We start from the raw sequence: 12,029 nt of genomic DNA on the forward strand, positions 1-12,029 counted from the left end.
AATTCTCTGGGCGCCAGGACACCGCCGCGATCTCTAGCGTTGCCGCGTCAAGGCACGTGAACGGCGGAGGGGTTGGGCGATGGTGCAGGACAGCAGGGGCGGGATGGGGCGGCGCAACTTCCTCGCGGGAGGTGCCGCGGCGGGTGGAGCCGCACTGCTCACGGGCACGGGTCTGGTGTCGTCGCCGGCGGCCGCGGCCGAGGACGCGGGCGCCCTGACGGAGCCCCTCACGGCGGTCACCCCGGCGGACAAGCGGTACAAGGACCTCGTCCGGGGCTGGAACCAGCGCTGGGTGGCCTCGCCGGAGGCGGTCTATCTCGCCGAGAGCACCGCGCAGGTCCAGGAGGTCGTGCAGAAGGCGGTGAAGGCCGGCAAGCGGCTCACCGTCCGCGGCGGCGGCCACTGCTGGGAGGACTGGGTCTTCAACGCGGACGTCCGCGTCATCCTCGACATGACCAAGATGAACAAGGTCTACTTCGACCCCGCGAAGAACGCCATCGCGGTGGAGGCCGGGGCCCAGCTGCTGAACGTGTACGAGCGCATGTACCGGACCTGGGGCGTGGCCATACCGGCCGGCATGTGCTTCCAGGTCGGCGCGGGCGGCCACATCAGCGGCGGCGGCTGGGGTCTGCTCTGCCGCAAGCTCGGCCTGGTCGTGGACCACCTGTACGCCGTGGAGGTCGTGTCCGTCGACGCCGACGGCATCGCCCGGACCCACGTCGCGACGCGCGAGGCGAACGACCCGCACCGCGAACTGTGGTGGGCGCACACCGGCGGCGGCGGCGGCAACTTCGGCGTCATCACGCGCTTCTGGTTCCGCTCCCCCGGCGCCACGGGCACCAACCCGGCCGCCCTGCTCCCGCAGCCGCCGGCCGAGGTGCTCGTCAGCGCCGTCTCCTGGCCGTGGGCCGACATGACCAAGGACCGCTTCGCGCGTCTGGTCAAGAACTACGGCGACTGGCACGCGCGCAACCTCAGGCCGGGCAGCGTCAACGACAACCTCGTCACCATGCTGGCCCTGAACCACAAGTCGAACGGGTACATCGGGCTCATCACCCAGCTGGACGCGACCATCCCCGACGCGGAGGGGGTGCTGAACCGGTTCCTCGCGGAGATGACCGAGGGACTGGACATCGCGCACCAGCCGCTGACCGCGGCGATGGGCGAGCTGTCCGCGATGCCGGAGCTGGCCAAGCCGCGGCGGATGCCGTGGCTGCAGGCCACCCGGTACCTCGGGACGACCAACCCCACGCTGAACGACCCCAGCCTCAAGGGCGACTTCAAGTCCTCGTACTACCGCACGGCCATGCCGGACGCGCACGTGGACGCCTTCTACCAACACCTCACCCGCGACGACCTCGTCAACCCCACCGCCTCGGTGCTGCTCAGCTCCTTCGGCGGGCAGGTCAACGCGGTCGCCCCCGGCGACACGGCGTCCGCGCACCGCGGGGCCGCGTTCAAGGCCGCCTGGATGATCTGGTGGACCGATCCGGCGGACGAGGCGAAGTCCCTGCAGTGGATCCGCGAGTTCTTCCACGGCGCCTACGCGGACACCGGCGGCGTCCCGGTCCCCAACGCGGTGACCGACGGCTGCTACGTCAACTACCCGGACATCGACCTGCACGACCCGGCCTACAACACCTCGGGCGTGCCGTGGTCCACGCTCTACTACAAGGACAACTACCCGCGTCTCCAGCAGGTGAAGAAGAAGTACGACCCGCGCAACGTCTTCCGGCACAGCCAGTCGATCCAGCTGCCGACGACGTGACCGGGCGGGCACCGCGGCGCGGCGGCTGGCCGGCGGTGGTCTCGGTGGCACTCGGGTCCTTCACCCTGGTGCTCTCCGAGCTGCTTCCGGTGGGCGCGCTGACCGACATCGGAGAGGACCTGTCCGTCTCCACCGGGACGACCGGGCTCCTCGTCGTGGTGCCCGGCCTCGCGGCGGCCGTGGCCGCACCGGTCCTGACGGTGGCCTCGCGGGGGTTCGACCGCCGGCCGGTGCTGTGGGGGCTCGCCGCCCTCACGGCCCTGGCCGACCTGGTCTGCGCCCTGTCCCGCGACCTCGGGACGATGCTGGCCGGCCGGCTGCTGCTGGGCCTCGCGCTCGGCGGCTTCTGGGCCGTCGGGGCCGCGATCGCGCCCCGGCTGGTTCGGCCGGAGTCCGTCCACCGGGCCTCCTCGCTGGTCACCGCGGGCATCTCGGTGGGAACGGTGGCGAGCCTGCCGCTCGCGGCGCTGGCCGCCCGGAGCGCGGGCTGGTGGACGGCTTTCTGGGCGGCCGGTCTGCTCGGGCTGGCCGCGCTGGCGGCGCAGGTCCGATACCTTCCGCCGCTGCCCCCCGACTCGGCGGTCGGCTGGCGGGACCTGGCGGCGGTGCCGCGGATCCCCGCGGCCCGGGCCGGGCTGCTGGGCACCGTCTTCGTGTTCCTGGGCCACTTCGCCTCGTACACCTACATCGCGCCCTACCTGGAACGGCACGCCCGCTACGGCGCCGGGGCGGCGGCCGCGCTGCTGCTCGGGTACGGACTCGCCGGGATCGCCGGGAACTTCCTGGCCGCCGCCTCGCTCGCCCGCTCCGTACGGGGGACCGTCGCGGCGAGCGCGGCCGCCCTCGCCGCCGTGGCCGCCCTGCTCCCCGTGGCGGCGGACTCCGCTGTGCTCGTGGCGTTCCTCGTGCTCGTCTGGGGCGTCGCCTTCGGCGCCCTGCCGCTGAGCCTGCAGACCACGATGGCCAAGGCCGTGCCCGCGGCGCCTGAGCGCGGACTCGCCGTCTTCGTGACCGTCGTCCAGGTGTCGCTGGCCGCCGGCTCGCTGCTGGGCGGCGTGGTGGTCGACGGGTACGGGATCTCCGCGAGCATGGGTCTCGGGGCGGCGCTGGCCGCCTGCGCCGTCGCGGTCGTCGCGACGGCTCCCGTACGCCGCCCGTACCGAAGGCCGGAGCAAAAATCGGTGGTGTGAGCAGGGGGCTTGCGGGGCCAGCCTGGGGGGACAACGCGGCTCACCGGATGGCCGGTCGAGCGTTCCCCTCTGGAGGAGACATGGCTGTCCACCCGGGCGAGGTCTACTACAACCCGCGGTGCAAGGAGAAGATCGTCATCCGGACCCCCGCCGCGCAGACCGGCGGCGAGCGCGCGGTGATGGACCTCTACGTGGAGCCGGGCGGCTTCGCCGCCGGCTACCACGTGCATCCGTTCAGCGAGGAGATCTTCACCCTGGTGCGCGGCAGCCTGCGCGTGCACCTGGGCGGGCGCGACATCATCCTCGACGAGGTCGGACAGACCCTCACGGTGCCGGCCGGCACCGTGCACCGCTGGTTCGGCAACACCGAGGAGGAGACCTCCTTCGCGGTGGTGGAACTGGTCAACCGGGCCGACCGCTTCGAGCAGCTGATCCTGCGCCAGCTCTTCGGCCTCGCCCAGGACGGCAAGACCGACGCCGAGGGCCGGCCGAGCCTGCTCCAGCACGCGGTGACGATGCGCGAGTTCTCCGACGTACTGCGTTTCACGGACCGTCCCTGGCCGGTGCAGCGCATCGTCAACGGCGCCCTGGCGCCGCTGGCCCGGATGCTCGGCTACCAGGCCTGCAACCCCGACTACATGAACCGGCGCCCGCTGGAGGTGGCCCAGCCGGAGGAGTTGCCGGACGTGGTCGCGGCGCGGCTCGGTGCGGTCGCCTGACGGCGGCCGGCCCCCGCCCGCAGACAGACGCACGCGGACACCCGCGCGCGAAGGACCCCGGTGGCCTGAGGCCACCGGGGTCCTTCATGTGCCGGGCGAACGGGCCGGAAGACCGGATCCGCGGATCAGAAGGTCTTGACGAAACCGGCGTCGACGGCGAAGTCGGCGCCCGTGGTGCTCGCCGAACGCGGGGAGGCCAGCAGCAGGATCGCGTCCGCGACCTCCTGCGGGGCGATGAGGCGGCCGGTGACCTGGCCCATCATCTGGGGGGCGATGCTGTCCATGATGCTCTGGCGGTCGGCGCCCGCCATGCCGGCGAGCACGTCGGCCGCGCCGCCCTCCTCGGTCCACCAGGCGGTGAGCACGGCGCCCGGGGAGACCGTGTTGACGCGGACGCCCTGGCTGCCGAACTCCTCCGACAGCGCCTTGGTGAGGTTCGACAGACCGGCCTTGGCAGCGCCGTACTCGACGTTGACGGAGGCGGGCTGGCGGGCCATGCCGGTGGAGACGTTGATGATGGAGCCGCCCCCGCGCTCGATCATCTTGGGGATCGCGGCGCGGATCGCGCGGACCGCCGAGAACAGGTTGAACTCGAAGATCGACTGCCACTGGCCGTCGTTGCTGTCGAAGAAGCCCGTGCGGGGCATGGTGACGCCGGGCGGCGGGCCGCCCGCGTTGTTCACCAGGATGTCCAGGCCACCGAAGTGCTCGACGGCGCGGGCGATGACCTGCGCGGGAGCCTCCGGGTCCGTCAGGTCGGCCGAGACGTGCAGCAGGTCCGGGCCCGCGAGCTGCTCGAGCTCGGGGGTGTTCTTGCGGGAAACGGCCACGACCCGCGCGCCCTCTTCGAGCAGCGAGCGGGTGACGGCCAGGCCGATGCCCTTGGAGGCACCGGTGACCACTGCGACGCGGCCGGAAAGCTGAAGATCCATGGTTTTCCTTCTCTTGATCGGGCCCTCACCCGGGAGGCAGGGGAGAGCTCTGCCGTGCGCTCTCACTGCTTTGAACACCGGGGGTTTCCATCGGGTTGCACGGGCCGCGAAGTGCAACCGGGGAACGGGGGGCGGGGTTCTGACCCACACACCCTCCCCCCGCTTCCCAGGAGTCCCCATGCCCTCGACCGAGCAGCTCGGCCCGCGCAGGGTGGTGGTCCTGGTCTCCCTCGCCCCGTTGCTGGCGAACGCCGACGCCGGGCTCGTCATCCTGGCCCTGCCCGACATCCAGCACGGTCTCGGCATGAGCCTTGCGGGCGCGCACTGGGTGACGAACCTGTACGTCCTGCTGATCGGCGGCCTTCAGCTGCTGGGCGGCCGGCTCTGCGACCGGGCCGGGTCGCGGCGGCTCCTCCTCGCCTCGCTGGCCGCCTTCGCGGTCGCCTCGGCGTTCTGCGGCGCGGCGCCGAACGGACCGGTGCTGCTGCTGGCCCGGGCCGGGCAGGCCGTGGCCGCCGCGGTGATGGTCCCGGCGGCCATGTGCATCCTGCTCACCTGTGTCGCGGCCGGGCCCGAGCGGCGGCGGGCGCTCGCGCTGTGGGCGGCGTCCGGGGGGATCGGGTCGGTCGCGGGGGTGCTGGGGGGCGGCCTGGCGGTCAGCCAGCTCGGCTGGCGCTGGGCCTTCCTGCTCAACGTGCCCGTCGCGCTCGCCGCGCTGGTCGCGGCCCGCCGCCTCTGTCCCCCCGACCTCCCGACCCGGGCGCGGGGCTCCGCCCCCGACGTGCCGGGGGCCCTGTTCCTCGTGGGCTCCCTGCTGGCCCTGGTGTACGCGCTGGTGGGCACCGCGGACCGGGGGCTGGGGCCGGCGACCTGGGCGGTGTTCGCCGTGTCGGGGCTGCTGGCCGCGTTGTTCCTGCGCAGGCAGGCGCGGGCCGCCGAGCCGCTGCTGCCGGTGGTGCTGCTGCGCAGCCGCTCGCTGGGCGCGGGGGCCCTCGGCATCGTGTTCGTCGCGGCGGCCACCGGGCCCGTGGTGTTCCTGGGGAGCGTGTACCTGCAGGAGGTGCACGGCTACGCCGCCTGGGTGGCGGGCTGCGCGCTGCTTCCGGTGGTGGGCGGGGTGATCGTGGTCGGGCGGGTCTGCAGCCGGATGCTGGGCCGGCTCGGTCCGCGGGTGCCCTGTCTGACCGGCTGCGCCCTGAGCGGTTCCGGGCTGCTGCTGCTCACCCAGGTCTCGCCCACGTCCTCGTACGCGGCGGGGCTGCTGCCGGGCCTCGCGCTGGTCGGCGCGGGCCTGCCGTTCCTGTGGATGGCCTGCGAGATAGCCGCCGTGTCCGGGGTGAGCCGGTGCGCGGTGGGGGCGGCCGCCGGTGTGGTGCAGTGCGCCGGCCAGATAGGCGCCGCGGTCGGGCTGGCGCTCGCGGTGAGCGCGTACGGCGCGGCCGGCCGCGGGAGTGGCGGCCCCGCGGATCCGGTCCTGCTGACCACGGGACTGTCCCGGGCGTTCTGGGTCTGCGCCGCCCTGATGGCTTGCGCGGCGCTGACGGCGCGGTTCGGCCTGCGCGCCGTACGGCGGGAGGCCGTCGAGCCCGCCGGTTACGCGCCCAGCAGCACCGGCCTGGCTTCGGACCAGCCGCCCGTCCCGGTGCGCGGCTGACCCACCGGGCGCCGGGGAAGCCGGGCCACGGCGTCGAGCGAGAGCCGCAGTTCGCCTTCGGTGGGCGGTTCCAGCCGGGGGTGGCCGGCCAGGATGTCGGTGATGAGCCGGTGGATGGCCGGGCCCGGGGAGGCTCCGAGCTCTTCGCGCAGGGTGTGGCGCAGCTGGTGGAACGCGGCGAGCGCGTCGGCCTGCCGGCCCGACCGGTACAGGGCCAGCATCAGCTGGCCGGTGAGCTGCTCGTTGGCGGGGTCCTGGTGGACGAGCGCGGAGAGCTCGGCGAGCAGCTGGTGGTGCCGGCCCAGTCGCAGTTCGGCGCGCACCCGTTGGACTATGGCCTCCAGCCGGTCCCGTTCCATGGCCGCGAGGCCGGCCCGCAGCAGCGGTCCGGCCGGGGCGTCCACGGGTCCCTGGCCGCTCCACAGGGCGTGGGCCGTGCGGATCTGGAGGGCGCCGGCCTCCAGGTTGCCGGCGTCGAGGGAGGCCCGGCCGGCGCGGACCTGGCGCTCGTAGGTGTGCAGGTCGAGCTCACCGTCCCGGACGGTCAGTACGTAGCCCTGGTCGCGGGTGACGAGCCGGCAGGCCGTGGCGGTGGCGGGACCGGTGCCCTGGAGGATCCGGCGCAGCTGCATGACGTAGGTGTGCACGGCCGCGACCGCGCTGGGCGGGGGGCTGTACTCCCAGAGTTCTTCGACGAACTGGGCCATCGACACCACGTGGTTGGCGTTCATCAGGAGGAGCGCGAGCATCTGACGGTGCTTGGGCGCACTGGGTGTTCTGTCCTCCCCGTTTTCAGTGACGCACATGGGCCCCAGTACAGAGAATTGCATTACCCCTCCACGGATATTCACCCGGCCAGGAACCCCTCGACCGTAGCGATAATCCGCCACCGTGCGATGAACTCGGGAACCACTTTGGCAACTTCGGGGCAGCCCGGAGGGGCATGCAATTTCCACAGAACGGAATTACTGATTCTATCTTCTTGCCGGTAGTGGAGGGAAAGAGAACGTGCGGTCAATGCCCGGTGACGCGGGCCAGCAGCGCCGCCGGATCCCGGGGCGGCCGGTTGCCCCGCCAGGCCACGTGCTGGTCGGGCCGTACGAGGACCAGGTCCCGTTCGTAGAGCTCGCGGGCGGCGGGGTCGCGGACCTTCAGGACGGTGAGCGGGATCCCGCTCTCGGCGGCCGCGGCCTCGAGCCCGGAGGTGTCCTGGTGCAGGGCGCACAGGCTCAGCAGGGTGAATCCCGTCCCCAGCCGGTCGTAGAGGGAGTCGCCCTCGCCCCGGCCGTCGCCCAGCCACAGGTGCGGGGCGCGGCCGCCGGGGACCCCGGACGGGGCGTAGGAGGTGAAGTCGTCGGGCGGCGCCGTGTCCCCGGAGGCGTCGACGATCGGTGACGCGTCGTAACGGGCGCCCAGTTGCACGCCGGTGGTGGCCATCGTGAGGAGTCCGTAGTCGGCGAGCCGCGTGCCGGTCTTCTCCCGGGCGGCCGCCCCCTCGCCGGTGTCGGCTTCCAGGGCCGGCGGCCGCTCGATGGCCCCGAGGCCCACGTTCAGCTCGCGGGCGGCGGCCGTGTTGCGCAGGGCCACGGGCCGGCGTTCGGCCTCGTAGGAGGGCAGCAGTCCGGGGCCCGCCCAGCCCTGGACGGCGGCGGCCAGCTTCCAGGCGAGGTTGGCGGCGTCGTCGACCCCGGTGTTCATGCCGAAGCCGCCGTTGGGCGTGAACAGGTGTGCGGCGTCGCCCGCCAGCCAGATGCGGCCCGCTCCGAAGCGCTCGGCCACCAGGGCCGCGCCGGGGGTCCAGGCGCGGCGGCTGAGGACCTCCACCTCCAGCGGAACCCCGGCGGCCCGGCGGACCAGGTCCGCGACGGCCTCGTCGTCCGTGTCGTCGGGGTCGGCGGAACTGGTCAGCAGGAAGAACTCGTCGGCTCCGTCGAGGGCGATCAGGTTGAGGGCGAGTTCGCTGTTGACGACCCAGTTGCTCCAGGCGGCCCGCTCCCGCAGGAAGCGCTCGCGCAGCCCCGGGACGCGCAGGTGCGCGGCGGTGGCCCGGCGCCCCAGCACGTCCTGGTCGAGGGTCCCCTCACCGGTGTAGGCGATGCCCAGAGAGCGGCGCACGATGCTGTGGCCGCCGTCGCAGCCGACCGCGAACTCGGCGCGCCAGGTGCGGGGTCCGCCGTCCGGCCCCTGCTCGGTGAGGGTGACGTGACCCGGTTCTCCGGTGATGCCGGTGACCCGGTGTCCGTAACGCAGGGTGATGTTCGGCCGGGTCCCGGCCCGTTCCCACAGCAGTCGCTCGACGTACATCTGGTTGGCCCGGTGCATGGGTTCGGGGAGCTGGTCGGTCCGCTCCGAGGCCGCGACGTCCGCGCGCACGGCGTCGGCGCCGGGCCAGGGCAGGGAGGCCAGCAGGTGTCCGCTGTAGCGGGTGAAGAAGGAGATGCCGGCGCTGTGGCCGCCGGGCAGCCCCAGTTCCCGTACCCGTGAGGCGAGCCCGAGGCGGCGGTAGTGCTCCATCGTGCGGGCTCCGTGGGTGCTGCCGCGGGGTTCGGCCGGCACCGATTCCCCGGTGTTGAAGACCACCGACTCCACTCCGTGGCGGTCCAGGAAGAGCGCGAGGAGCAGTCCCACGGGACCGCCTCCCACGATGGCGACCGGTGTACGCGTGGGGCGGTCCATCGAACTGGCCTCCAGCCTGAGAACTCCAAAAGGGGCGCGTGGCATCCTCCGGCACGCTTCTGAAGGATTGATGGAAGGCCTGATAGGGAATTACGCGGATTTCCTCTCCAGAGGATCTTTAGATGCCACCTGGACACTCGTCGAAGGACCGGGCCCGACTTCCCCGAAGCCCTCAGCGGAGTGTGAGGTATTCCATGTTCCTATTCGGCACGCACCGATCGGTGGCGCAACGTCTGCGTCTCACCGCCGACCGGGGACTGGGGGCGGGAAATTTCTTCTGGCACGCCTGGGAGATATCCCGTGACCGGGACCGTCCGCTGCTGTTCCACCCCGACCCGACCCTGCCGGGCTGGGAGGACCGGGAGTGGCGCGGGCTGTCCCTCAACGACATCCGGCTCACCGTCATCCGGTACGCGCACTGGTACCGCGAGCGGGGCGTGACCCCTTCCTCCCACGTCGGCCTGTACACCCGCCACGGGCTCTTCGGCCTGCTGCACCACATCGCCGTCACCAGCCTGGGCGCGGCGGCCGTCCACTGCAATCCGCGCATGGAGTCCCGGACCGCGTCCGAGTACTTCCTGCGCACCGGGGCCACGCTCGTCGTGGGCGACGGCGATCTCCTCAAGGACCTCACGTCGGCCTGGCAGGCCTCGGGCGCGAGCGCCCCGGAGCTGCACGACATCCACGCCCTCGACACGGACGCCGTGCGACCGCCCGCGCCGATGACCTCGTACCCGCACCGGCACGACGCCGACGACCTCGTGATGATCTCCCACTCCTCCGGGACGACGGGCCGTCCCAAGGCCCCGGTCTTCCACCACCGGTCGTTCTTCATCGGCAAGCGCGAACGGCTGTGGACCTTCCCCTCGCTGCGCAGCGACCGGCTGCTCACGGCGCTGCCGCACAGCCACTCGGCCGGCATCAGCTACCTGTCCATGGCCCTGCTGCTCGGCATCCCCACCCTCGTCCTGGACGGCGCCGACGGCGACCGGGTGACCCGGGCGGTCAACGGGTTCAAGCCCACGATCGTGCTGGGGTTCCCCCTCACCCTCGCCGAGATCGATCCCGCGGCCGTCCGTCCGGAGGCCGCGCGGCGCGTGCGCACCTGGAACGGCATGGGCGACGCCTCGCACGAGCGGCACATCCGTCCGCTCGTCGCCCTCGGCGGACCCGCCACCGGATCGGTCTACCTCGACGGCCTCGGCTCCTCCGAGATGGGCATGGTGCTCTTCAAGGCGGCCCACACGGCCCGGAGCACGCACTACGGACGGTTCATCGGCACTCCGGCGAAGGTGGTCCGCAAGGCCGCGGTGCTCGGCCCGGACGGGCGCGAACTGTCCCCCGGGCAGGCCGGCATGCTCGGCGTCCGGACCCCGAGCGTCACCCCCGGCTACTGGGACGACCCGGCGCTGAACAAGGAGTCGCTGCTGGGCGGCTACTTCCTCACCGGTGACATCGTCCGCAAGGACACCGAGGGCAACTGGTACCACCTGGACCGCACCCCCGACGTCATCAAGGCGTCGGCCGGGGACGTGTACAGCCTGCCCCTCGAAGAGGTCGTCCTGAACTCCACCCGGGCCCTGGACACCGCGGTGGTCGCGGTGTCCGACCCGCAGCTGCCGGGCTCGTACTGCCCCGCGGCGGTCGTCTACTACGCCGACGGGGTGGACCGCAGCGCCGCCGACCTGCTCTCCGTCTGCAACGCGGCGCTGGAGGCGGCGGGGCTGGCACGGCTCAACGCGCTGATCCTCGTCTCCGCGCGCGAGGACCTGCCGGTCGGGGTGACCGGCAAGGTCCTCAAGCGCGTCCTGCGCGAGCGCCACCACGACGTGCTGAGCCGGCCGGCCACGAAGACCGTCGCCACGTCCGCGGACGGGTCGCCTCACCGGGCCGCCGACCGGACCACCGCCCAGACCACGACCGCCGACCGGACCGGCGGCCCGTCCGCCGGCCCGACCGCCGGCCCGACCGCCGGCCCGACCGGCGGCCGCCCGGCCGACCAGTCCGCCGCCTGATCCCCCGTCAGCCCGCTGACCGACAAAGGACCGATCATGCCCGACCAGAAAGCAGTGCGCCGGGTCGTCGACATCATCACCGGGACGTGGCAGTCCCAGGCCCTCTACGCGGCGGTCGCCTTCGGCCTCGCCGACCACGTCGCGGCCGGGTGCGTCACGGACGAGGCGCTCGCCGCCCGTACGCAGGCCAGCCCCGACGGCATCCGCCGGCTGATGCGGCTGCTGACGGCGATGGACGTCTTCGAGTACACCGGCGAGAACAGCGCCGATCCAGCGGGGAGCTACCGGCTGACCGCGGCCGGGGAGCTGCTGCGCGCGGACTCCCCCCGATCGATGCGGGACATGGTCCGCATCTACGGCGAGGAGTTCCACCGGGCCTGGGGCGCGGTGGAACCGGCCGTGCGTACCGGTACCTCGGGATTCCAGCACGCCTTCGGCAAGACGCTGCACGAGTACCTGCGCGATCCCGCGGCGGGTGCGAAGTTCCAGCGGGCGATGAACGCGGGGAACGTCTTCTTCTCGGACGTGCTCGAGGCGTTCGACTTCACCGGCCGCCGCACGGTGGTCGACGTGGCCGGCGGCAGCGGCATGCTGCTGGGCACGATCCTGCGGGCCCACCCGGAGCTGCGCGGCATCCTCTTCGACCAGCCGCACATGGTGCCCGTCGCGCGGGCCCACCTCGACGAGGCCGTCGGCCCGGACCGCTACGAGGCGAGGGCGGGCGACGTCTTCGAGGGCGTGCCCGGGGGCGCGGACGTCTACCTGCTCTCCCGTGTCCTCCAGGACTGGGACGACCGCCGGTGCACGACCCTGCTGTCCCACATCCGCGCCGCCCTGCCCGCATCGGGCCGGCTGCTGATCCTCGAGCGGGTCATCCCCGACCACGGGGAGACCCTGCTGCCGCTCCTGTACGACCTTCACCTGCTCATGGCCGCGGGCGGCCGCGAGCGCGACCTCGCCGGATACCGCTCCGTCCTCGCCTCGGCGGGGCTGCGGCTGGAGTCCGTCCACGCCCTCTCCCTCGAGACCAGCCTGCTGGTCGCGGCCGTCGCGTGAGTACGCGCGCACCCGCCCC

General features: G+C 72.9%; 9 protein-coding genes. 6 read left to right on the top strand and 3 right to left on the bottom strand.

Features of this window, described 5'->3' with window-relative positions:
• The first annotated feature begins 79 nt into the window (after positions 1-79).
• From ABZY44_RS05500 to ABZY44_RS05510, 3 genes are all read left to right on the top strand, one after another.
• A complete protein-coding gene (locus tag ABZY44_RS05500; RefSeq protein ID WP_356650282.1) occupies positions 80-1,768 on the top strand; it encodes an FAD-binding oxidoreductase in 1,689 nt (562 codons plus the stop codon).
• Between the two features lie 44 nt (positions 1,769-1,812).
• On the top strand, positions 1,813-2,958 hold the full coding sequence (locus tag ABZY44_RS05505) for an MFS transporter (RefSeq protein ID WP_356650283.1): 1,146 nt from the start codon (positions 1,813-1,815) through the stop codon (positions 2,956-2,958).
• Positions 2,959-3,038: 80 nt separating this feature from the next.
• Entirely contained in the window at positions 3,039-3,677 is a 639-nt protein-coding gene (locus ABZY44_RS05510; RefSeq protein ID WP_356650284.1) for a cupin domain-containing protein, read from the top strand.
• Between the two features lie 125 nt (positions 3,678-3,802).
• Here ABZY44_RS05510 and ABZY44_RS05515 read toward each other — a convergent pair whose 3' ends face one another.
• Positions 3,803-4,609 carry an SDR family NAD(P)-dependent oxidoreductase gene (locus tag ABZY44_RS05515; protein WP_356650285.1) on the bottom strand — a complete coding sequence of 269 codons (807 nt, stop codon included), beginning with the start codon at positions 4,607-4,609 and terminating at the stop codon, positions 3,803-3,805.
• A gap of 178 nt (positions 4,610-4,787) precedes the next feature.
• Between ABZY44_RS05515 and ABZY44_RS05520 the strand changes: the two genes are divergently transcribed.
• The gene (locus tag ABZY44_RS05520; protein WP_356650286.1) at positions 4,788-6,263 is read left to right on the top strand and encodes an MFS transporter; all 1,476 of its coding nucleotides are present in this window, start codon (positions 4,788-4,790) and stop codon (positions 6,261-6,263) included.
• On the opposite strand, the gene ABZY44_RS05525 is transcribed toward ABZY44_RS05520, so the two are convergent.
• Together ABZY44_RS05525 and ABZY44_RS05530 are read right to left on the bottom strand one after the other, a co-directional pair.
• On the bottom strand, positions 6,203-7,069 hold the full coding sequence (locus ABZY44_RS05525) for an AfsR/SARP family transcriptional regulator (protein ID WP_356650287.1): 867 nt from the start codon (positions 7,067-7,069) through the stop codon (positions 6,203-6,205). The genes ABZY44_RS05520 and ABZY44_RS05525 overlap by 61 nt on opposite strands.
• Positions 7,070-7,277: 208 nt before the next feature.
• Positions 7,278-8,939, bottom strand: a complete 1,662-nt coding sequence (locus ABZY44_RS05530) for an FAD-dependent monooxygenase (protein WP_356650288.1) — start codon at positions 8,937-8,939, stop codon at positions 7,278-7,280.
• 221 nt (positions 8,940-9,160) lie between these two features.
• On the opposite strand from ABZY44_RS05530, the gene ABZY44_RS05535 reads away from it, so the two are divergent.
• Together ABZY44_RS05535 and ABZY44_RS05540 are read left to right on the top strand one after the other, a co-directional pair.
• Positions 9,161-10,954, top strand: a complete 1,794-nt coding sequence (locus ABZY44_RS05535; RefSeq protein ID WP_356650289.1) for a class I adenylate-forming enzyme family protein — start codon at positions 9,161-9,163, stop codon at positions 10,952-10,954.
• Positions 10,955-10,990: 36 nt separating this feature from the next.
• Entirely contained in the window at positions 10,991-12,010 is a 1,020-nt protein-coding gene (locus ABZY44_RS05540; RefSeq protein WP_356650290.1) for a methyltransferase, read from the top strand.
• Positions 12,011-12,029 lie beyond the last annotated feature (19 nt).

It is taken from the genome of Streptomyces sp. NPDC006544 (assembly GCF_040611715.1).
Lineage (GTDB): Bacteria > Actinomycetota > Actinomycetes > Streptomycetales > Streptomycetaceae > Streptomyces.

Bases quoted from the DNA above. Each gene is read 5' to 3' on its own strand.
- ABZY44_RS05530 (WP_356650288.1), bottom strand. From the start codon at position 8,939: ATGGACCGCCCCACGCGTACACCGGTCGCCATCGTGGGAGGCGGTCCC.
- ABZY44_RS05515 (WP_356650285.1), bottom strand. From the start codon at position 4,609: ATGGATCTTCAGCTTTCCGGCCGCGTCGCAGTGGTCACCGGTGCCTCC.
- ABZY44_RS05525 (WP_356650287.1), bottom strand. From the start codon at position 7,069: ATGTGCGTCACTGAAAACGGGGAGGACAGAACACCCAGTGCGCCCAAG.
- ABZY44_RS05510 (WP_356650284.1), top strand. From the start codon at position 3,039: ATGGCTGTCCACCCGGGCGAGGTCTACTACAACCCGCGGTGCAAGGAG.
- ABZY44_RS05500 (WP_356650282.1), top strand. From the start codon at position 80: ATGGTGCAGGACAGCAGGGGCGGGATGGGGCGGCGCAACTTCCTCGCG.
- ABZY44_RS05540 (WP_356650290.1), top strand. From the start codon at position 10,991: ATGCCCGACCAGAAAGCAGTGCGCCGGGTCGTCGACATCATCACCGGG.
- ABZY44_RS05520 (WP_356650286.1), top strand. From the start codon at position 4,788: ATGCCCTCGACCGAGCAGCTCGGCCCGCGCAGGGTGGTGGTCCTGGTC.